The sequence below is a fragment of the Azospirillum brasilense genome (assembly GCF_022023855.1).
Classification (GTDB): Bacteria; Pseudomonadota; Alphaproteobacteria; order Azospirillales; family Azospirillaceae; genus Azospirillum; species Azospirillum brasilense_F.
The window spans coordinates 374,752-396,251 of record NZ_CP059453.1 but is presented as its reverse complement, the minus strand read 5'-3'; the positions used below and the strand labels follow the sequence as shown (position 1 = coordinate 396,251).

Annotated in this window: 19 protein-coding genes; 15 read left to right on the top strand and 4 right to left on the bottom strand. The window is 69.1% G+C overall.

Annotated features, from left to right (window positions below):
• Nucleotides 1-114: 114 nt before the first annotated feature.
• The 4 genes from H1Q64_RS31550 to H1Q64_RS31535 all read right to left on the bottom strand — a co-directional run bounded on the left by H1Q64_RS31550 (nt 115) and on the right by H1Q64_RS31535 (nt 3,381).
• The gene (locus tag H1Q64_RS31550) at nt 115-1,236 is read right to left on the bottom strand and encodes an ABC transporter substrate-binding protein (protein ID WP_237907785.1); all 1,122 of its coding nucleotides are present in this window, start codon (nt 1,234-1,236) and stop codon (nt 115-117) included.
• A gap of 32 nt (nt 1,237-1,268) precedes the next feature.
• A complete protein-coding gene (locus H1Q64_RS31545; RefSeq protein WP_237907784.1) occupies nt 1,269-1,766 on the bottom strand; it encodes an L-2-amino-thiazoline-4-carboxylic acid hydrolase in 498 nt (165 codons plus the stop codon).
• A 78-nt stretch (nt 1,767-1,844) separates the two neighbouring features.
• Nucleotides 1,845-2,996, bottom strand: coding sequence for a PLP-dependent cysteine synthase family protein (locus tag H1Q64_RS31540; protein ID WP_237907783.1), 1,152 nt, complete (start codon nt 2,994-2,996; stop codon nt 1,845-1,847).
• 7 nt (nt 2,997-3,003) lie between these two features.
• Nucleotides 3,004-3,381, bottom strand: coding sequence for a Rid family detoxifying hydrolase (locus H1Q64_RS31535; RefSeq protein ID WP_040138336.1), 378 nt, complete (start codon nt 3,379-3,381; stop codon nt 3,004-3,006).
• A gap of 213 nt (nt 3,382-3,594) precedes the next feature.
• Here H1Q64_RS31535 and H1Q64_RS31530 point away from each other — a divergent pair, with 213 nt between their 5' ends.
• The 15 genes from H1Q64_RS31530 (at nt 3,595) to xsc (ending at nt 21,303) form a co-directional block, all read left to right on the top strand.
• On the top strand, nt 3,595-4,059 hold the full coding sequence (locus H1Q64_RS31530) for an Lrp/AsnC family transcriptional regulator (protein WP_085557996.1): 465 nt from the start codon (nt 3,595-3,597) through the stop codon (nt 4,057-4,059).
• A gap of 520 nt (nt 4,060-4,579) precedes the next feature.
• On the top strand, nt 4,580-5,389 hold the full coding sequence (locus H1Q64_RS31525) for an IclR family transcriptional regulator (protein ID WP_237907782.1): 810 nt from the start codon (nt 4,580-4,582) through the stop codon (nt 5,387-5,389).
• Nucleotides 5,390-5,597: 208 nt separating this feature from the next.
• Nucleotides 5,598-6,470 (top strand): IclR family transcriptional regulator, encoded by an 873-nt coding sequence (locus H1Q64_RS31520; protein WP_237907781.1) that lies wholly within the window; start codon nt 5,598-5,600, stop codon nt 6,468-6,470.
• 14 nt (nt 6,471-6,484) lie between these two features.
• Nucleotides 6,485-7,483 carry a bifunctional enoyl-CoA hydratase/phosphate acetyltransferase gene (locus H1Q64_RS31515; RefSeq protein ID WP_237907780.1) on the top strand — a complete coding sequence of 333 codons (999 nt, stop codon included), beginning with the start codon at nt 6,485-6,487 and terminating at the stop codon, nt 7,481-7,483.
• 51 nt (nt 7,484-7,534) lie between these two features.
• Nucleotides 7,535-8,524, top strand: a complete 990-nt coding sequence (locus tag H1Q64_RS31510) for a Bug family tripartite tricarboxylate transporter substrate binding protein (RefSeq protein WP_237907779.1) — start codon at nt 7,535-7,537, stop codon at nt 8,522-8,524.
• A gap of 52 nt (nt 8,525-8,576) precedes the next feature.
• Nucleotides 8,577-9,113, top strand: a complete 537-nt coding sequence (locus H1Q64_RS31505; RefSeq protein WP_237907778.1) for a tripartite tricarboxylate transporter TctB family protein — start codon at nt 8,577-8,579, stop codon at nt 9,111-9,113.
• A gap of 24 nt (nt 9,114-9,137) precedes the next feature.
• Nucleotides 9,138-10,706, top strand: coding sequence for a tripartite tricarboxylate transporter permease (locus tag H1Q64_RS31500; RefSeq protein ID WP_237907777.1), 1,569 nt, complete (start codon nt 9,138-9,140; stop codon nt 10,704-10,706).
• Between the two features lie 46 nt (nt 10,707-10,752).
• Entirely contained in the window at nt 10,753-12,180 is a 1,428-nt protein-coding gene (gene sauS, locus H1Q64_RS31495) for an acylating sulfoacetaldehyde dehydrogenase (RefSeq protein ID WP_237907776.1), read from the top strand.
• An 11-nt stretch (nt 12,181-12,191) separates the two neighbouring features.
• On the top strand, nt 12,192-13,316 hold the full coding sequence (sucC, locus tag H1Q64_RS31490) for an ADP-forming succinate--CoA ligase subunit beta (protein ID WP_237907775.1): 1,125 nt from the start codon (nt 12,192-12,194) through the stop codon (nt 13,314-13,316).
• Complete coding sequence (locus H1Q64_RS31485; RefSeq protein ID WP_237907774.1) at nt 13,313-14,221, top strand: succinate--CoA ligase subunit alpha; 909 nt, start codon at nt 13,313-13,315, stop codon at nt 14,219-14,221. The genes sucC and H1Q64_RS31485 overlap by 4 nt, the downstream gene beginning before the upstream one ends.
• Nucleotides 14,222-14,325: 104 nt before the next feature.
• On the top strand, nt 14,326-17,328 hold the full coding sequence (locus H1Q64_RS31480) for a molybdopterin oxidoreductase family protein (protein WP_237907773.1): 3,003 nt from the start codon (nt 14,326-14,328) through the stop codon (nt 17,326-17,328).
• A complete protein-coding gene (locus H1Q64_RS31475; RefSeq protein WP_237907772.1) occupies nt 17,325-18,080 on the top strand; it encodes a 4Fe-4S dicluster domain-containing protein in 756 nt (251 codons plus the stop codon). The genes H1Q64_RS31480 and H1Q64_RS31475 overlap by 4 nt, the downstream gene beginning before the upstream one ends.
• Nucleotides 18,081-18,092: 12 nt before the next feature.
• Nucleotides 18,093-19,058 (top strand): dimethyl sulfoxide reductase anchor subunit family protein, encoded by a 966-nt coding sequence (locus tag H1Q64_RS31470; RefSeq protein WP_237907771.1) that lies wholly within the window; start codon nt 18,093-18,095, stop codon nt 19,056-19,058.
• A gap of 37 nt (nt 19,059-19,095) precedes the next feature.
• Complete coding sequence (locus H1Q64_RS31465) at nt 19,096-19,479, top strand: hypothetical protein (protein WP_237907770.1); 384 nt, start codon at nt 19,096-19,098, stop codon at nt 19,477-19,479.
• A 48-nt stretch (nt 19,480-19,527) separates the two neighbouring features.
• Entirely contained in the window at nt 19,528-21,303 is a 1,776-nt protein-coding gene (gene xsc, locus H1Q64_RS31460) for a sulfoacetaldehyde acetyltransferase (protein ID WP_237907769.1), read from the top strand.
• Nucleotides 21,304-21,500: the final 197 nt, after the last annotated feature.

The following is a 21,500-nucleotide window of genomic DNA, read 5'->3' as shown; positions in this document are numbered from 1 at the left end:
GTGCTCCAGGCTTCGGGGAGCGCGCCCGCCGGTCCCGGCGGAGCGCGCACCACGGCGTGTGTCCCGAAAGGAGGATCGTGTGGAAAGCCCTGGGGCGTCCTTAGACGGTACCGGTCAGGGACCGGTCACGACCTGGAAGCGGCCGTCCTTCACCATCATCTTGGCCAGCGCCTTCGCCGGCTCGCGGGTGACGGGGTCGAAGCTGGTGGCGCCGGTCACGCCGGGATAGTCGGTGGTGGCGGCCAGCGCGTCGCGCAGGCTCTCGCGCGTCACCGACGGGCCGGCCTTGGCGACGGCGTCCAGCATGATGCCGACCGCGTCGTAGGCCTGGGCGGCGAACATGCCGGGCTCCGACTTGAAGCGCGCGGCGTATTCCTTCACGAAGGTCTGCACCGCCGGGTCGGGGTTGTCGGGCGTGAAGGTGGTGGCGAGGTGCAGCCCCTCCACCGATTCACGCCCCAGCTCGATCAGCTTGGGCGAATAGAGGGAGCTGGTGCCGTAGAGCGGGATCTTGATGCCGAGCTGCTCGCGCTGCTGGGCGAAGGCGGCCCCCTCCTCGTAGAACATCGCGAGGTAGATCACGTCCGGCTTCTGCCGGGCGACCTTGGTCAGGATGGAGCGGAAATCGCGGTTGCCGGGGTTGAACGCCTCGGTGGCGGTGATCTTGCCGCCCTTGGCCTTAAAACCGCTGACGAAACCGTCGAGCGCCGAGATGCCCCAGTCGTTCTGAATGTAGATCACCGCCGCCGTCTTCTTGTCCGCCGCGATGATCCAGTCGGCGTTGTATGGGCCTTCGAAGGCCTGGGTGGTGATGTTGCGGAACTGCCAGGGGCTGAGCTTGGTGAAATCGGGATGCGAGGCGGTCTGGGAGAGCTGCGGCATCTTCTCAGCCGCGTAGATCTCGCCCGCCGCCATCGACACGGTGGAGGAGAAGTCGCCGATCACCCCGACGATCTTGGAGTTGTCGAGGAATTTGTGCGCGATGTTGCGCGCCTCCTTGGGATCGTCCTTGCTGTCCTCGAAGGTGATGGCGACCTTGGCGCCGGCCAGCTTGCCCGAGGCGTTGAACTCCTCCAGCTTGATCTGGGCGGCGTTGCGGAACATCTCGCCATACTGGCTGCGGTCGCCGCTGAGCGGCGCCTGATAGCCGATGACAATCTCGCGGTCGGCGGCCTGGACGGCGGTGGTGGCCAGCATGGCGCCCAGAATGGCGCCGAGAATGGCGTTCTTCCTCATGATTCGGTTCCCCTGTCGGCGAGGCTGGACGGTCAATTCGCGGCAGCCGGCGCGGCGGCGCCCGGCGTGATCGTCAGGTGGCAGCAGGTGCTGCGGCCCGGCTTCCAGGTGTCGACTTCGATCTCGAAGCCGGCGGTCTCGAAGGTGCCCTTGTCGACCGCGCCGGCGAGTTCGCAGAGCGTCTCCACCGTCTGCGCCGGCAGGTTGGCTTCCAGCCAGGCTTCCTTCAGCGGACAGGTGTGGAAGCGGATCTCCAGCACCTCGTCGGTGCAGCGCACGACCTCGGGGCCGAACTGGGCCTCGGCGTCGGGGATGAATTTCAGGAAGGAGTCGCGCAGGCCTGCCAGATCGGCCGGGGCGTGGGGCGCGAAGTTGTGGGCGATGGCCGCACCCCGGCGATAGATGGTGCGCGCCATGATCTCCCGGGCCTTCTCCTCGCCGATCTCCTTGCGCATCTCGTCGAAGGCCGCCTCATAGACCATCGCGCGGCTCTTCATCGCGTTGCGCAGAAGTGTGCGAAACTCGTCCATCGGTGAATGCTCCTGTTTTTTTGCCAAGTGTCTTGCGGTGGCGATTTTTGTTTTTTTAAAGCGCTTGTTCTTTTTGCTTCAGAGGGACGGGCCGCCCTGAAGGAAGGCCTCGATCCGCGCCTCGTCGGCGGCGGTGTCGAAACCGGCCCGCGCCATCCAGGCGTCGTCGTGGTAGGTGTTGCGGTAGCGCTCGCCGGAATCGCAGATCAGCGTGACCAGCGAACCGGCCCGCCCGGCGTCGCGCATCCGTCCGGCGATCCAGCACAGCCCGAAGAAGTTCGTCCCGGTGGACCCGCCGACCATCCGGCCCAGCCGCCGCGACAGCACCCGCATCGCCGCCAGCGACGCCACGTCGGGCACCTTGATCATCTGGTCGACGACCTCGGGGATGAAGGACGGTTCGACGCGGGGCCGCCCGATGCCCTCGATGCGCGACCCGCGCTCGCAGGTCAGCGCGGCGTCGCGGTTGACGAAGCTCTCGTAGAAGACCGAATGCTCGGCGTCGGGAACGCACAGCCGGGTCGGCAGATGGCGGTAGCGGATGTGGCGCCCGATGGTGGCGGCGGTGCCGCCGGTGCCGGCGCTCATCACGATCCAGTCGGGCACCGGGTGGCGCTCGCTGCGCATCTGGCCGAAGATCGACTGGGCGATGTTGTCGGTGCGCCAGTCGGTGGCGCGCTCGGCGTAGGTGAACTGGTCGAGATAGACGCCGCCCAGCCGCACCGCCAGCGCCGCCGCCTCGGCGTAGATCGCCTTGGAGGATTCGACGAAGTGGCAGCGCCCGCCGTGCAGCTCGATGGCGGCGACCTTCTCGTCCGAGGTGCCGCGCGGCATCACCGCGTGGAAGGGCAGGCCGAGCAGCCGGGCGAAATAGGCTTCCGACACCGCGGTGGACCCCGACGACGCCTCGATCACCGGCGTGCCCTCGCCGATCCGCCCGTTGCAGATGGCGAACAGCAGCAGCGACCGCGCGACGCGGTGCTTCAGGCTGCCGGTGGGGTGGGTCGATTCGTCCTTCAGATAGACGTCGATCCCGGACAGCTCGGGCGCGTCGAGCTTGAGCAGCGGCGTGTCGGGCGACCGCGCCGCCTCGGTCTCCAGCAGCTCGATCGCGCGCCGGGTCCAGTCGCGGCCGGTGGCCTCGGGCAGCGGGGTGTGTTCGAGGCGGAACGGCTGACGGATCGAACCGGCGTTGGGAGGAAACGGCACGGTCTGCGCGGAAGCGGTCATGTCACCCTCAAAGCGCGATGACGGCGTCGATCTCGACCGACGCGCCGAGCGGCAGCGCCGACACCTCGACGGTCGAGCGGGCGGGGAACGGCGCCTGGAAGAAGCCGGCATAGACCTCGTTCACCGCCTTGAACTGGGTGAGGTCGGTCACGTAGACGGTCATCTTCACCGCCTTCGCCAGGCTGGTTCCGGCGGCCTCGGCGATCGCCGCGATGTTGGTCAGGCTGCGCGCCGCCTGGGTCGGCGCGTCCGGGCCGGCGAAGGCCCCGGTGGCCGGGTCGATCGGCAGCTGGCCGGAGACGAACAGCAGCCCCCCGGCGACGCGGGCCTGGGCGTAGGGGCCGATGGCGGCCGGGGCTTTGTCCGTTGCGATGGTGTCGGTCATCATCCTGATCTTTCCTGTGTTGGCCCTGTCTCGGCCCTGTTCTGGCCCTGTGGTGGCGACCGTCGCCCGTGCTCAAAGGCTGGGCGGTCTGCCCGCGGTGGCGGCATGCGGGTGCATGCAAATTCCTCAAAACGAAAAAGCTTTTCTCAAGACCGGCCAAACGAGCAAAATCATCCGTCCCAACCGCGAAGGCCCCGAGCAACCCCAATGACCATCGACGCCACCGACCGGAAGATCCTGGCCGCCCTTCAGGCCGACGCGACCCTGTCGCTCGCCGACCTCGGCAAGCAGGTCGGCCTGTCCGCCACTCCCTGTTGGCGCCGCGTGCAACGCCTTGAACAGGAAGGTTATGTCCGCCGCCGCGTGGCGTTGCTGGACCGGGCCAAGCTGAACGTCGACGTGACCGTCTTCGTGGCCGTCCGAACCAGCAAACACTCGGCGGAATGGCTGGAGGAGTTCCGCCGCGTGGTGGCCGACATACCGGAGGTTGTCGATCTCTATCGTTTGAGCGGCGAAATCGATTATCTGCTGCGGGTGGTCATTCCGGACATCAAGGCCTACGACGCTTTCTATCGAAAGCTCATCGAGCGCATCGAGCTTCAGGATGTCTCGTCGATGTTCGCCATGGAGGAAATGAAGTCGACAACGGAAGTCCCTCTTTCTTACGTAAAAACCTAGAACAACTAGGATTTTACTTGTTGTTTTTCTTTTTAGACTCACGCTTCAGCAATTTTCGCGAAGCCCCTGTAGTGATTCTCAATATCGCATGGTTCGTATGAGAATTTTTTACTTTTTTGGTCGGAAGGTCGCTTCGATGTAGAAAATTTTTTCGCTCTATAAGCGTTTAAAGCAAAATTTTTTCTCTGCGAGCGGCGGATGGATCGGGCGTTTGGGCGCACCGGCACGGCATCCCATTCAGAGCCCGAGCTTACGCCCAGGGCTATTGCACGTGGTCTCTATAACCCTCTCCCCTCTGGGAAGAGGGTGGCCCGGAGGGCCGGTGAGGGGGATGTGCTTGGCGGTACGTCCGGCACAAGCGCAACCCCCTCACCCTAACCCTCTCCCCTGGGGGAGAGGGGACTTCAAATGCTGTCCCCCCGCGCTCAGCCCCCGTTGCCTATTGCCTGCGCAAAGCAGCCGGTCTATATGCGTCACGTCTCACTCAATGAGACGCTGAAACCGCCAGGACAGGCGAACCTTGAAAACGCGCAGCACGAAGACTCCCGACGCCGCCAACGCCATCGATGACGCGGCCAAGCCGAAGGCCGCCGCTACCGACCGGACCTTCGCCATCTTGGAACTGGTCGCGTCGGCCTCCGGTCCGCTGGCGGTCAAGACCATCGGGGCGACGCTCGGCCTGCCCAAGCCGACCGCCCACCGCCTCGTCAACGGCCTGATCGAGAAGGGGCTTCTGGCGCGGGATCTGGAAACGCGCGACGTCATCATCGGCGTCGAGGCGGCGCGCCTGGCGGTCGGCATTCTGCGCGCCTCGCTGTCCCGCGCGCCGGTCCGCTCCGTGCTGCGCAAGGTCAGCGCCGAGTTGGGGGAAACCTGCAACGTCGGTGTTCTCGACGGCGGCGACGTCGTCTATCTCGACCGCGTGGAGGTCGAGCACTGGCCCCTGCGCCTCCAGTTCGGCGTGGGATCGCGCGTGCCGATGCACTGCACGGCCATGGGCAAGCTGTTCCTCGCCACCCTGCCGGACGGCATGCGCAGCCGCCTGCTCGCCTCCGGCCCTTTCTCCGCGCAGACCGCCCACACCCTCACCGACCCGCAGGCCCTGGCCGCCGAACTGGAGCGCATTGCCGTGCGCGGCTATTCGCTCGACGACGAGGAGTATGTGGTGGGCGTCTTCTGCGTGGCGGTGCCGATCTTGTCCTCCACGGGCCGGACGGTGGCGGCCATCGCCGTGCAGGCGCCGAAGGTCCGGCTGTCGCACGACCGCGTCGATCAGGTCCTGCCCATCCTCCGCCGCGGCGCCGAGGCCCTGTCCGCGCAGTTCGGATAGCCTCCCTCCCCATCGTTTTTCAAAACCGGACGTTTCATCGCCCGAGCCGCGGGATGCCGGCCGGGCATGCCCCCGTATGCATGGATAATTGGGTACACGAACTTTTTGGGCTTGCGCGACTCAGGGTCCTGTGAGTTAATGATACAAATCGTATCGCTGAATGAGACCAAGAGGCCGAGCGATACGCTTCCAGTCACGGGGAGGAACGATGACGCGGAAGATCGCCTTGGGCTCCGCTCCGTTGCAGGAGCCCCGCGAACCGACAACCGAAGACGCCGCCGATACGAACTCTGGTGACCGCCGGCCGCTCGCCGACCGCGTCCTGGCCTTGCTGGACGCGGTGGCCGGGGCAGGGCAGCCGATGGCCGTCAAGGACATCGCCGAGAAGCTGGCCCTGCCGAAGCCGACCGCGCACCGGCTGATCGCCATGCTGGAGGAGCGCGGCTTCCTCGCCCGCCCGTTCGACGGCCGGCTGGTGACCGTCGGCCCGAAACTGCGCACTCTGGCGCTCAACACGCTGCGCAGTTCCCTGGCCCAGGCGCCGTCGCACGCCCGGCTGCGGGCGCTCAGCCTGGAGTTGGGGGAGACCTGCAACATCGGCGTGCTGGAGGGCGGCGACGTCGTCTATCTCGACCGCGTCGAGGTGGAAAACTGGCCGCTGCGGCTGGAATTCGGCGTCGGGTCGCGGGTGCCGCTGCATTGCACGGCAATGGGCAAGCTGTTCCTTGCCTTCCTGCCGGAGTTGCCGCGGCGGCGCCTGCTGGATTGCCTGCCACTGCCCCGGATGTCCGCGGCGACGTTGTGCGACCCGGCGCTGTTCCGCGCCGAGCTGGAGCGCATCGCCGCCTGCGGCCACTCCCTCGACGACGAGGAATACATGCCGGGCGTCTTCTGCGCGGCGGTGCCGATCCGCGACGGTGCCGGGCGGATGGTCGCCGCCCTGGCGGTGCAGGCGCCCAAGGTCCGGCTGTCGCGGGAATCGGTGGCCGACCGGTTGCCGGTCCTGCACCGCGCCGCAAGCGACATGGCCCACGCGCTGGGCATCGACGCCGCCCCGGCCGAGCCGGCCCTCTCACTTTAAGGAAGACGGACGCCATGGCAAGGACGCTTGAGACGACCGCCGCCGGATGCCCGGCCCGGCTGATGGCGCGCAGCGCCACCCTGGAGCCGGTTCCCACGGCGGTGGTCGCCGCGGGATCGCTGGTCGCGCTGGAAAGCGCGCGGCGCGCCACCGCCCTCGGCCTCATCGAGCCGGTGCTGGTCGGCGATCCGGCGGCCATCGCCGACGGCGCCCGCCGCATCGGCTGGACGCTCCACGGCGCCTGCGTGGTTCCGGCCAGGGACGACGCGGCGGCGGCGCGGATCGCGGTGGCGCTCGCCCGCTCCGGCGACGTGGGCGCGCTGATGAAAGGGCACATCCACACCGACACGCTGATGCTGGCGGCCCTCGACCCGAAAAACGGGCTGCGCACCGGGCGCCGTTTCACCCACGCCTTCCATATGACGCTGCCGGGGTCGGGCCGCGAGCTGGTCATCACCGATGCGGCGATCAACGTGGCGCCGTCCCTGACGACCCAGCTGGACATCATCCGCAACGCCGTGGAGCTGTGGCGGCTGGTCGGCGGCGCCGATCCGCGCGTGGCGCTGCTCTCCTGCACCGAGGAGGTGACGGAGCGCGTGCCCTCCAGCATGGACGCCGACCGGCTGACCCGCCTGTGCCGGCAGGAGGTGCCGGGGGCGACGGTGTTCGGGCCGCTGGCGCTCGACCTCGCGGTGTCCGCCGAGGCGGCGCGGATCAAGAACCTGTCCCACCCCTGCGCCGGGGCCGCCGACATCCTGGTGGTGCCGAACATCGAAACCGGCAACGCCCTGTTCAAGGCGCTGGTGCACTTCCTGGACGCGGTCGCCGCGGGCATCGTGCTGGGTGCTGCGGTGCCGATCGTCCTCACCTCGCGCGCCGACCCGCCGGCGGCCCGAATCGCCGCCGCCGCCATCGCCCAGATCGTCGCCGGGCGCCGCCGCTCCGTCACGCCGGGCGCCCCCTACTCCACCACCGCAGCCAAGGGAGGCGCCGCACCCGGCCTGCACGCCTGACAGTCAAAAAAACAAACCCCGCCAAAAAATAAACCCTGGGAGGGAATGCAAATGCTCCGCAACGCCTTGACGCTCACCGCGGCGGTGGCCGCGCTGCTGACACCCGTCCTTTCATCCAACCCCGCGCGCGCCGACGACTACCCGTCGCGCCCCATCGAGGTCATCGCGACCTTCGGGGCCGGCGGCGGCGCCGACCTGATGGCGCGCCAGTTCGCGCGCCTCGCCGAACCGCATCTCCGCGTCGCCATGCCCGTCGTCAACGTGTCCGGGGCGTCGGGCAACGCCGGCCTGACGCGGGTCCTGACCAACCCGGCTGACGGCTACACGGTCGGCACGCTGATCGCGCTGTCCGTCTCCTCCTGGGCGTCGGGCCTGGGCACGGCGAAGCCGGACAATTTCGTCTATGTGGCGATGATGCAGAACTCGCCGTCGATGCTCTACGTCTCGAAGAACAGCCCCTTCAAGACCTACGAGGAGTTTGCCGCCCACGCCAAGGCCAACCCCGGCAAGCTGCGCGTCGCCACCTCCGGCTACGGCACGCAGGACGACATCACGCTGAAGTATCTCGGGACCCAGGGCGTGCCGGTGACCAACGTCCCCTTCGCCCGCCCGTCGGAGCGCTACGCCTCGCCGATCGGCGGCCACACCGACGCGATCTACGAGGAGCCGGGCGACGTCGCCCAGTTCCTGAAGTCCGGCGACCTGCGCCCGATCGTCGTGTTCGACAAGCAGCGCCACCCCTCCTTCCCCGACGTGCCCGCTTCGGCGGAGCTGGGTCTGGACATCGGCGACCTGCCGAACTTCCGCACGCTGGCCGTACCCGCCAGCACGCCGCCCGAGCGCGTGCAGAAGCTGCACGAAGCCGCCGCCAAGGTGCTGGCGAGCCCGGAATGGAAGACCTTCTGCGCGGACACCTTCACCTGCGTCGACACGCTGGTGACGCCGGACCAGGCCAAGGAGGAGGTCAAGGCCTTCTATGAGACGGTGAGGGGCTATCTGGACCGCTTCGCGACCAAGACCGTCGGCCAGACACCGGGCTAAGTCCGGTTCCGACGCCGCCCCGCCCGTTTCATCGCTCCTCAGGGAGGGAACCGTGACTCTCCTGTCCCACGGTCTTCGCCGGCTGGCGACACCCGCGGCCCTGCTCGCCGGGTCGCTTCTTCTCTCGCAACACATCGTGCGCGACAGCACCATGATCGCCAGCCTGCCGGACCCGGTGGGACCGGCGGGATGGCCCCGGCTGATGCTGGGCGCGGTCGGGCTGTGCGCCCTGATCTGGATCGCCAAGGAACTCCTGGCGCTGCGGCGCGCGGCCCAACGGCACAAGCCGGTCGACGAGGAATACGAAGGCTACGCCTATGGCCGGGCCATGATCGGGCTGGGCTTGGTCGTCCTGTACGGCATCGCCCTGCCGCAGCTCGGCTTTCCCATCGCCACGCTGGCCTTCGTCGCCCTGTGGTGCGTCATCGGCGGCATCCGGCGACCGCTCACGCTGGCGCTGGTCACCGGCATCGGTTGCGTCGTGCTGCTCTATGTCTTCGTCCTGCTCGCCCAGATGCCGCTGAACCGCGGCCACGGCGTCTTCGACGACTTCACCGTCGCGCTCTACCGCCTGCTCGGCATCTACTGAGCCGGCCACCGGAAGGATCGTCCCATGGATATCCTCGCCAATCTGGCCGGTGGCTTCGCCGGCGCCCTCGACCCGTACAATTTCGTCCTCCTCGTGGCGGGCCTGATGATCGGGGTGGTGGCCGGCGCGCTGCCGGGCATCTCCTTCGTCAACGCCATGGCCATCGCCCTGCCCTTCACCTACCTGCTGCCGCCGGTCACAGCGATGTCCTTTCTCGGCGGCATCTATGTGGGTGGCGTGTTCGGCGGCTCGATCTCCTCGATCCTCATCAACATCCCCGGCACGCCGGCCTCGCTGCCGAGCTGCTGGGACGGTTACCCGATGACGCGCAAGGGCCTGTCCTCGCGGGCGCTGAGCATCGCCATCACCGCCTCCGCCTTCGGCGGGCTGGCCAGCGCGTTGCTGCTGACCTTCGGCGCCCCGCCCTTCGCCAGCTTCGCGCTGAAGTTCGACCAGCCGGAGTTCTTCGCCGCCACCATCCTCGGCCTCGTCAGCGTCATCGCCATCGCCAAGGACGCCCCGCTGATGAGCGCCGTCTCGATGTTCCTCGGCTTGCTGATCGGGACGGTCGGCGTCGATCCGATGTACGGCATGCCCCGCCTGACGCTGGGTGTTCCCGACCTGGAGAGCGGCATCAACTTCACCGTTGTGATGATCGGCCTCTTCGCCATCGGCGAGGTCGTGGACCTGATCTGCAAGCGGGCCGGCGGCGCCCACTCCATCGCCACGAAGCCCGGCAAGCAGATCGGCTTGGCGGATCTGTGGCGGATCAAGTCCTCCATCCTGCGCGGCACCGGCCTCGGCTGCACCATCGGCGTCATCCCCGGCGCCGGGGCTACGGTGGGATCGGTCATCGCCTACAGCGTGGAGAAGCAGGCGTCGGGCAAGGGCGACCGCTTCGGCACCGGCGTGGAGGAAGGGCTGGCGGCCCCGGAGGCGGCCAAGAACGCCACCACCGGTACCGCGATGATCCCGCTGCTCACGCTGGGCATCCCCGGCAGCGCCGCCACGGCCATCATGCTGGCCGCCATGCTGATCCACGGGCTGAATCCCGGCCCGCTCCTCTTCACCTCGAACGCCTCGCTGGTCTACACGATCTTCGCCAGCATGCTGATCGCCAACCTGCTGATGATCGTCGCGGCGATGGGCGTGGCGCGGGTCTTCTCCACGCTGATGCGCGTACCACCGGCCATCCTCGGCGCCTTCATCATCGTGCTGAGCGTCGTCGGCGCCTACGGCGTGCGCAACAACCTCTTCGACGTCTATGTCTGCCTCGCCTTCGGCATCGCCGGCTACATCATGAAGCGCACCGGCTTCCCGCCGGCTCCGCTGGTGGTCGGCGTGATCCTGGGGCCGCTGTGCGAGCGCTACTTCCTCACCTCGCTCGCCAACTACGACGGCAACATGGCGGTCTTCTTCAGCCGCCCGATCAGCGGCACGATCCTGGCCCTGGCCGCCGCCTTCCTCGTCTGGTCGATGTGGCCGTCGGGCAAGCCGCTGCTTCGCCGCCCGCCCAAGGACCCGGCCCACGGCGATCCGGCCCACGGCAACCCGCCCCGCAAGGAACCGCCGCAGCGGGTGCTCAAAGCCTGACCGTCCGAACCAACAAACGAACCTTCAGGGAGAGAGACAAGCAACCATGGACAACATCATGCTCGACCGAACGCCGGCCAGCGCCGACCAGGAGGCCGTCGCCGCCCTCGTCGCCCGCGCCCGCGCCGCCCAGCACGCCTTCGCCGACGCCACGCAGGAGCGGGTGGATGACGCCGTCGCCGCTCTCGCCTGGGCGATCTACGAGCCGGGCCGCGCCCGCGCCCTGGCGGAGCTGGCGGTGGCCGACACCGGCCTCGGCAATGTCGCGGACAAGATCACCAAGAACCAGCGCAAGACCTTCGGCACGCTGCGCGACCTGATGCGGGTGCGCACCGTCGGCGTGATCGAGGAGGACACCGCCAAGGGCATCGTCAAGATCGCCAAGCCGCTGGGCGTCGTCGGCGCCGTCACCCCCTCCACCAACCCGGCGGCCACCCCGGTCAACAAGGCGATGATGGCCGTCAAGGGCCGCAACGCCATCATCATCGCCCCCTCCCCCATGGGCTCCGCCGCCACCGGCCGCACGGTCGAGCTGATGCGGGCCGAGCTGGCGCGGATCGGCGCGCCGGAGGATCTGGTGCAGATGATCCCCACCCCCATCACCAAGGGACTGACCCAGGCGCTGATGGAGGCGGTCGACCTCGTCGTCGTCACCGGCTCGCAGGACAACGTGCGCCGCGCCTATTCCAGCGGCACCCCGGCCATCGGCGTCGGGGCCGGCAACGTCCCGGTCATCGTGGACGAGAGCGCCGATCTGGCCGAGGCGGCGCGCAAGATCTGCGCCTCCAAGACCTTCGACAACTCCACCTCCTGCTCGTCGGAGAACGCGCTCGTCGTTCTCGACTCCGTCTACGACGCGACCATCGCGGCGCTGGAGGAGGCCGGCGCCTACCTCTGCACCGCGGAGGAGCGGGAGCGCGTGCAGTCCCGCCTGTGGGAGAACGGCAAGCTGAACCGCAAGCTGATCGCCAAGGACGCCACCATCCTCGCCGAGGCGTTCGAGCTGTCGCCCAAGGCGCGCGAGGCCCGCTTCTTCCTGGTGGAGGAGACCGGCGTCGGCAAGGCGCACCCCTTCTCCGGCGAGAAGCTGTCGCTGGTGCTGGCGGTCTACCGGGTGCCGGACTTCGACGCGGCGGTCGATCAGGTGCGCAAGATCCTCGACCACCAGGGGCGCGGCCATTCCTGCGGCATCCACACGCGGGACGAGGCGCACGCCAAACGGCTGGCAGACGAGCTGGACGTGGTGCGCGTGCTGGTCAACTTCGCCCACACCTTCGGCAACGGCGGCGGCTTCGACAGCGGGCTGAACTTCACCCTCTCGATGGGCTGCGGCAGCTGGCAGAAGAACTCCATCTCCGAAAACCTGAACTGGAAGCACTTCGTCAACATCACCCACCTCGTCCGCCCGATCCCGGAGGACAAGCCGAGCGAAGAGGCCCTGTTCGGCCCCTTCTGGTCCCGCCACGGACGCTGACGGAGACGACGATGAACTTCGAGGAACATGCCGGAAAATCCGTGCTCGCCCGCGCCGGGCTGAGCGTTCCGCAGGGCCGTCTCTGCGCCAGCGCGCAGGAGGCCGAAGCCGCCGCCCGCGCCATCGGGCCGGTGGTGGTCAAGGCGCAGGTGCCGACCGGCAAGCGCGGCAAGTCGGGCGGCGTGAAGCTGGCCGCCACCCCGGAGGAGGCCGCCGCATCCGCGCAGGCCATCCTGGGCATGGAGATCGGCGGATTCCCGGTCGCCCGCGTCCTGGTCGAGGAGCAGGCGGCCATCGCCCGCGAATTCTACGCCGCTGTGCTGAACGACCCGGCCAGCCGCAGCCCGCTGGTGCTGTTCTCCACCGAGGGCGGCATGGACATCGAGGAGGTCGCAGCGACCCGCCCCGAATCCCTGCGCCGCATGGCGGTGGACATCCGCAAGGGCTTCGGCCCGGCGGACGCGCGCCGCCTGCTGCTGGGGCTGGACCTCGGCGAGGCCGCCGTGCCGGTGGCGGCGATGCTGGTCGATCTCTACCGCGTCTACCGCCAGCACGACGCCGAACTGCTGGAGATCAACCCGCTGGCCCTGCTCGCCGACGGCCGCGTCGTGCCGCTGGACTGCAAGCTGACGGTGGACGATTCCGCCCTCTACCGGCAGACGGACATCGCCGGGCTGGGTGCCAAGGAACCGTTGTCGGCGCTGGAGGAGCGCGGGCGGGCGCTCGACCTCAAATACATCGAGCTTGAGGGCAACGTCGGCGTCCTGGCGAACGGCGCCGGGCTGACCATGACGACGATGGACGTGGTCAGCCACGCCGGCGGACGCCCGTCCAACTTCCTGGAGATCGGCGGCGAAGCCTACACCAAGGGGACCGAGGCGCTGGACCTCGTGCTGTCCAACCCCGGCGTCAAAAGCCTCGTCGTCAATTTCTGCGGCGCCTTCGCCCGCACCGACGTGATGGCCGGCGGCGTGATCCAGGCCTGGAAGACGCTGAACCCCACCGTCCCCGTCTTCTTCTCCATCCACGGCACCGGCGAGGACGAGGCCGTGCGCATGGTGCGGGAGGAGCTGGGGATCGAACCCTACGACCGGATGGAAGACGCCATCTCGGCAGCCGTGGAGGCCGCGCGATGATCGTACGCAAGAGCGACCGGGTCCTGGTGCAGGGCATCACCGGCAAGCAGGGCACCTTCTGGACCGAGCAGATGCAGGCCTACGGCACCACCGTGGTCGGCGGCGTGAACCCGAAGAAGGCCGGGCAGAGCCATTGCGGCGTGCCCATCTTCGCCACCGCGAAGGAGGCCATGGCGAACGGCGGCTTCGACGTGTCGGTGATGTTCATCCCGCCCGCCGCCGCCAAGGCCGCCGCCATCGACGCCATCGAGGCGGGTGCGAAGACCGTCGTCTGCCTGACCGAGCACATCCCCGCCCACGACGTGATGGAGATGCACGCCGCGGCGGCGGAGCACGGCACCCGCATCATCGGGCCGAACACCGCCGGCATCGTGACGCCGGGCGAGGGCTTCGTCGGCATCATGCCGGCCTTCAATCCGCGCGTCTTCCAGCCGGGCCGGGTCGGCGTCATTTCGCGCAGCGGCAGCCTGGGCACGCTGGTCTGCCTGAACCTCGTGCGCGGCGGCCATGGCCAGTCGGCCTTTCTCGGCATCGGCGGCGACCCGATGATCGGCACGACGACCAAGGACGCGCTGGCCGCCCTGATCGACGACCCGGGCACCGACGCCATCGCGCTCGTCGGCGAGATCGGCGGCAGCATGGAGGAGGAAGCGGCGGAGTTGGTGGCGAAGACGGACAAGCCCGTCGTCTCCTTCATCGCCGGCCGCGCCTCCCCGCCGGGCAAGAAGATGGGCCATGCCGGCGCCATCGTGACCGGTGACCGCGGCAGCTACGCCTCCAAGCGAGGCGCGCTGGAACGCGCCGGGGCCGTCGTCGTCGATGTGCCCGGCGACCTGCCGGCGGCCCTCGACGCGCTGATGGCCGAGGCCGCGAAACGGTCGGGCGCGCAGCGGCTCGCGGACTGACCGCGCAGCCGCCTTTTTGAAGAACGGTACGGCAGCACCGCCCCCTCTCCCGGCCTTCCGCCGGGAGAGAACGGGGGAGGCATTCCGGAAGGGAACGGAACAGGATGGCGAAGATCGACGACGTCGGCGGCCAGCGCGCACGCGGGTTCGCCTTCACCCAGGGCCGGGGGTTCCAGCGAAGCACCGGGCCGGCGGCGCCCGAGGACGCGCGCGGCTGGCTCGACCGCTACCAGTCGCCGCGCGAGGATCTCGACCCCTCGCCGACCGTCTCCGACACGGTCAAATACACCACCTGCTACATGTGCGCCTGCCGCTGCGGCATCAAAGTGCACATCAAGGACGGCCAGCTCCGCTTCATCGAGGGGAACAAGGACCATCCGGTGAACCACGGCGTGATCTGCGCCAAGGGGTCCGCCGGCATCATGACCCAGAACTCCCCGGCCAAACTGCGCAAGCCCCTGCTGCGCACCGGGGAGCGCGGCACCGGCGAATTCCGCGAGATCGAATGGGACGAGGCGCTGACCATCCTGACGGAGCGCCTGTCCAAGATCCGCGATAGCGACCCCAGCAAGCTCGCCTTCTTCACCGGACGCGACCAGAGCCAGTCGCTGACCGGCTTCTGGGCGGCGCAGTTCGGCACGCCCAACTTCGCGGCGCACGGCGGCTTCTGCTCCGTCAACATGGCGGCGGCGGGCATGTACACGCTGGGCGGCAGCTTCTGGGAATTCGGGGAGCCGGACTGGGACCACACCCGCTACCTGCTGCTGTTCGGCGTGGCTGAGGACCATGACAGCAACCCGATCAAGATCGGCCTGTCAAAGATGAAGGCGCGCGGCGCCAAGATCGTCTCCGTCAACCCGATCAAGACCGGCTATTCCGCGATCGCCGACGAATGGGTCGGCATCCGTCCGGGCAGCGACGGTCTGTTCGTCTTCGCCCTGATCCACGAGCTTCTGCGCGCCGACCGCATCGACGCCGAGTATCTGGTCCGCTACACCAACGCCCCCTGGCTGGTCATCCAGGACCCCGGCGCCCCCGACGACGGCCTGTTCGCCCGCGACGCCGACGGCGCCCCGCTGGCCTGGGACGCGGTGGAGCAGCGCGCCGTTCCAGCCACCGCCGCCGATATCCGCCCGGCGCTGGTCGGCGCCGTCACCCTGCCGGACGGGCGGCGGGCCGTGCCCTCCTTCCATCTGCTGGCCGAACGCTACCTCGACCCGCAGCACTCACCGGAGGCGGTGGCCGAGCGCTGCGGCGTCCCCGCCGACACCATCCGCCGCATCGCCGCGGAGATGGCCCACCTCGCCTTCCAGGAGACGCTGACCATCGAGCAGCCCTGGACCGACTGGGCGGGTCGGCGCCACGAGCGGATGATCGGGCGGCCCATCGCCATGCACGCCATGCGCGGCATCTCCGCCCATTCCAACGGCTTCCACACCTGCCGGGCCATCCACATCCTGCAGGTTCTGCTGGGCACCATCGACGTGCCGGGCGGCTGGCGCTACAAGTCGCCCTACCCCCGCCCCGCCCCGCCGGGTCCCAAGCCCGCCGGCAAGCGCGGCGAGACCGGCCCCGGCAAGACCATCGCCGGGATGCCGCTCGGCTATCCCATGGGGCCGGAGGACCTGCTGGTCGGCGAGGACGGGCAGCCGCTTCGCATCGACAAAGCCTTCAGCTGGGACGCGCCGCTGTCGGTGCACGGGCTGATGCACATGGTGGTCGCCAACGCCTGGGAGGGCGACCCGTACCGCGTCGACACGCTGTTCATGTACATGGCCAACATGGCCTGGAACTCGTCGATGAACACGTCCGAGACGATGCGGATGCTGTCCGACAAGGACCCGGACAGCGGCGAGTACCGCATCCCCTTCATCGTCTATTGCGACGCCTACGCCTCGGAGATGGTGGCCTACGCCGACCTCGTGCTGGCCGACACCACCTATCTGGAGCGGTGGGACTGCATCTCCCTGCTTGACCGCCCGATCGGCAGCGCGCACGGCCCCGGCGATTCCATCCGCCAGCCGGTGCTGACCCCCGACCGCGACGTGCGGCCCTTCCAGGACGTGCTGATCGAGCTGGGGGCGCGGCTCGGCCTGCCCGCCTTCGTCCGGGAGGACGGCAGCCCGCGCTACCCCGGCGGCTATCCCGACTACATGACCAACCACGAGCGCAAGCCCGGCATCGGCCCGCTGGCCGGCTGGCGCGGCGCCGACGGGAAAGACGCCGGCAAGGGAGCGCCCAACCCGGACCAGCTCGACCGCTACGTCCGAAACGGCTGCTTCTGGCATTTTGAGCTGCCGCCGGAGCAGCACTATTTCAAGCACGCCAACCAGGCCTATCTGGAGACCGCCACCCGCATGGGCTTCCTCGACAAGCCGGAGCCGGTGATCCTCCAGCTCTACGTCGAGCCGCTCCAGAAATTCCGCCTCGCCGCGCGCGGGCACGGCGCGGTGGTGCCGCCCGCCGACAAGCGGCAGCGGGTGGAAACCTACTTCGACCCCCTGCCCTTCTGGTACCCGCCGCTGGAGGAGGAGGGGCTGGATGAGGGCGCCTTCCCGCTGCACGCCGTCACCCAGCGCCCGATGCCCATGTACCATTCCTGGGGATCGCAGAACGCCTGGCTGCGGCAGATCCTGGCGCGCAACAGCCTCTACATCGCGCGCTCCACCGCGGAGGCGCTCAGCCTCGCCGACGGCGACTGGGCTTGGGTGACCAGTCCGACCGGGCGCATCCGGGTGCCGGTCCGGCTGATGGACGGGGTAGAGGCCGGGACGGTGTGGACCTGGAACGCCATCGGCAAGCGCTCCGGCGCCTGGAACCTGTCCACCGACGCGCCGGAGGGGACGAAGGGCTTCCTGCTCAACCACCTGATCTCGGAACTGCTGCCGGAGCGCAACGGCTATCGCCACGCCAACGCCGACCCGGTGACCGGGCAGGCCGCTTGGTACGACCTGCGCGTCCGCGTCGAGAAGGCGCCGCCGAAGGAGCGGGCCGAGACGATGCCGCGCTTCCCCGCCCAGGCCATGCCGCCGGGCGTCGAGCCGCCGCCCGCCATCCTGCGCACCGGCGCCGCCTTCCGGCCCACGTCTCGGGGAGTCCGGTCATGACGAGCCTTCCCAACCGCGAACCCGGCGCCCCCCGGCTGGGGCTGGTCATCGACCTCGACACCTGCGTCGGCTGCCACGCCTGCGCGGTGGCCTGCAAGCAGTGGAACGACGGCGGCCACATGGCGCCGCTGACCGATTACGACGCCTACGGCGCCGGCCCGGACGGGGTGTGGTTCAACCGCATCCACAGCTTCGAGGCGGGAACCGGGGAGAGCGGCTGCGGGTCGCGCACCACCAACTTCCCGCGCTCCTGCCTGCATTGCGAACAGCCGGCCTGCGTGACCGTCTGCCCGACCGGCGCCTCCTACAAGCGGGCCGAGGACGGCATCGTGCTGGTCAACGAGGATTTGTGCATCGGCTGCAAGCTCTGCTCCTGGGCCTGCCCCTACGGCGCGCGGGAGTTCGACCAGGACGTCGGCGTGATGAAGAAATGCACGCTGTGCATCGACCGCATCCACAACGAGACCTTGGATGAGGCGGAGCGGGTGCCGGCCTGCGTCATGGTCTGCCCGACCTCCGCCCGGCATTTCGGCGACCTCGCCGACCCGTCCTCCGCTGTGTCGAAGCTGGTGGCGGAGCGCGGCGGCTACGACCTGATGCCGGAGCTCGGCTATGAGCCGACCAACAAGTACCTGCCGCCCCGGCCCCGGCCCACCCTGGCGCTGGACGAGCGCGTCACCAAGGAAAGCGCCAACGACGATTTGCCGCTCCACGGCCTGCTGAAATGGGCCGACCGCATCCTGGCGCGCTGAGGGAGGGATTCCATGCATCCGGCCTTCTCCATCATCTTCTTCACCAGCGCCGCGGGCGCCGGCTACGGCCTGCTTGCCCTGCTCGGCCTGCTGGCGCCCTTCGGTCTGCTGCCGGCGAGCCCGCTGTTCGGCCTTACCGCCCTCGCCCTCGCCTTGGGGCTGGTGGTCGCCGGGCTGCTGTCCTCGCTGGCCCATCTCGGCCGCCCGGAGCGGGCGTGGCGGGCGCTGTCGCAATGGCGCAGCTCCTGGCTGTCGCGCGAAGGCGTGGCGGCGGTCGCCACCTTCCTGCCGGCGGGCGTCTTCGCCATCGCCTGGGTCGTCCTGGCGACCGGCAGTGACGGCGGCGGCAGCGGCGTGGCGGGAGTCGCCGGCTGGATCACCGCGGCGATGGCGGCGGTCACCGTCTATTGCACGGCGATGATCTACGCCTCGCTGAAGCCCATCCGCCAATGGGCCAACCCGTGGGTGCCGCGAACTTATCTGGCGCTGTCGCTGATGACCGGGGCGCTGCTGCTGAACGCGCTGCTCGGCGCGGTGGGACAGGCGGCGGACTGGTCCTCCCTGCTGGCGCTGGCGTCGGTGGCGCTGGCCTGGGCGGCGAAGGAAGGGCATTGGCGGCATTGCGCCACCGCCCGCCCCGTCAGCACGGCGGAGACGGCGACCGGCCTCGGCCACATCGGGCGGGTCCGCCTGCTCGACGCCCCGCACAGCGAGGACAACTACCTGCTCAAGGAAATGGGCTTCCGCGTCGGGCGCCGCCACGCCGCCCGCCTGCGCCTCATCACCCGCCTCGCCGCCTTCGCCCTGCCGGCGGCGCTGAGCCTCGGCGCTCTGGTCGCCGGCCACGGCGCCCTGTCCGGCACCCTGGCACTGCTGGCCGCCGCCGCCGCCGCGCTGGGGGTGATCGCCGAGCGCTGGCTCTTCTTCGCCGAGGCGAAGCACACCGTGACCCTCTTCTACGGCGCCGGGGAAGCCTGAGCCCGCCGCTTTCACCCACAGCAGGAAAGGAGCAGAGATGCCGCACGCAGACACGTCTCATGGCCCCACCGATCACGGCTCCGCCCTGGCCTTCCTCATGACCCGCGCCAAGACGATGGACGCCCGGAGCCTCTACATCTGCGGCTCGCCCTCCCGCCCCCGCGTGGGCTTCCGCTCCGGCGCCGGCGTCGTCTACGAGCCGCTGTCCACCGGCCTCGCCGGACGCCTTGTCAACCGTTTCGCAGTGGACGGCCACGGCCTGAGCCGAGGGCTGCTCGTCTGGAGCGGGCGCCATTACCGCTGGTTCGCCATGCCGATGCCGGAGGGGGATGACGGCTACGCCCCCCTGATCGCCGTGCACCGGCCCGCCATTCTTCCCGGCCCCGGCGAGCGGGCCATGCCGCGCGTGATCGCCGGCTGACCGCCCCGCCGCCCTACTCCCCCAATCCATGCAACGAGGATGCGCACCATGAAAATGACCACCGAGGAAGCGTTCGTGAAGGTCCTTCAGATGCACGGCATCCGGCACGCCTTCGGGATCATCGGATCGGCCATGATGCCGGTCTCCGACCTCTTCCCCAAGGCCGGCATCCGGTTCTGGGACTGCGCGCACGAGACCAACGCCGCCTTGATCTGCGATGGCTACAGCCGCGTCACCGGGGAAATGGCCATGGCCATCGCCCAGAACGGACCCGGCGTGACCGGTTTCGTCACCTCGATCAAGACCGCCTACTGGAACCACACGCCGATGCTGCTGGTGACTCCGCAGGCCGCCAACAAGACCATCGGCCAGGGCGGTTTCCAGGAGGTCGAGCAGATGGCCATGTTCCGGGAGATGGTCTGCTACCAGGAGGAGGTGCGCGACCCCAGCCGCATGGCCGAGGTGCTGAACCGCGTCATCGAGAAGGCGTGGCGCGGCTGCGCCCCGGCGCAGATCAACGTGCCGCGCGATTTCTGGACCCAGGTCATCGACGTCGAGCTGCCGCAGATCGTCCGGCTGGAGCGCTCGGCCGGCGGGCGGCAGGCCATCGCCGAGGCGGCCCGTCTGCTGTCGGAGGCGAAGTTCCCGGTCATCCTGAACGGCGCCGGGGTGGTGATCGGCGGGGCCATTCCGGACAGCATCGCGCTGGCGGAGCGGCTGGACGCGCCGGTCTGCTGCGGCTACCAGCACAACGACGCCTTCCCCGGCAGCCACCCGCTGTCGGTCGGGCCGCTCGGCTACAACGGCTCCAAGGCGGCGATGGAGCTGATCGCCAAGGCCGACGTCGTGCTGGCGCTCGGCACGCGGCTCAACCCCTTCTCCACCCTGCCCGGCTACGGCATCGACTATTGGCCGAAGGGCGCGCAGATCATCCAGGTCGACATCAACCCCGACCGCATCGGCCTGACCAAGAAGGTGTCGGTCGGCATCTGCGGCGACGCCAAGCAGGTGGCCCAGCAAATCCTGGCGCAGCTCGCCCCCGGCGCCGGGGATGCGGGCCGGCTGGAGCGCCGCGCGCTGATCCACCAGACCAAGTCGGCATGGCTTCAGCTCCTGTCCTCGCTCGACCATGAGGAGGACGATCCCGGAACGAGCTGGAACGCCGAAGCGCGCGAGCGCGAGTCCGACCGCATGTCGCCGCGTCAGGCGTGGCGGGCCATCCAGGCCGCCCTGCCCGCCGACGCCATCCTCTCCACCGACATCGGCAACAACTGCGCCATCGGCAACGCCTACCCCACCTTCGAGGAGGGGCGGAAGTATCTGGCGCCGGGCATGTTCGGCCCCTGCGGCTACGGCTTCCCGTCGATCGTCGGCGCGAAGATCGGCTGCCCGAACACGCCGGTGGTCGGCTTCGCCGGAGACGGCGCCTTCGGCATCTCGATGAACGAGATGTCCTCCATCGGGCGCGAGGGATGGCCGGCGGTCACCATGGTGATCTTCCGGAACTTCCAGTGGGGGGCGGAGAAGCGCAACACGACGCTGTGGTACGACAACAACTTCGTCGGCACCGAGCTGAACCCCAAGCTCAGCTACGCCAAGGTGGCCGAGGGTTGCGGCCTGAAGGGCGTCACCGCGCGCACCCAGGACGAGGTGACGGCGGCCCTGCGCCAGGCCATCGAGGACCAGGGGCGCGGCATCACCACCTTCGTTGAGGTGATCCTGAACCAGGAGCTGGGCGAGCCCTTCCGCCGCGACGCCATGAAGAAGCCGGTCGCGGTCGCCGGCATCGACCCCGCGGACATGCGCCCGCAGCAGGCCGTGTAAGGTTGGGCGCAGCGCCGCCTGCGCGGTGCTTCTTTGTCATAAGCTATAGGGCTTTGCCCCCACCCCGACCCTCCCCCGCTAACGCAGGGGAGGGAACTTTTTTTACCCCTCCCCTGCGCAGCGGGGGAGGGTCGGGGTGGGGGCAAAGCCTCCGAAAATCGACGCCTTGGGGCATTCCACGTTTCGACTTCGAAAGC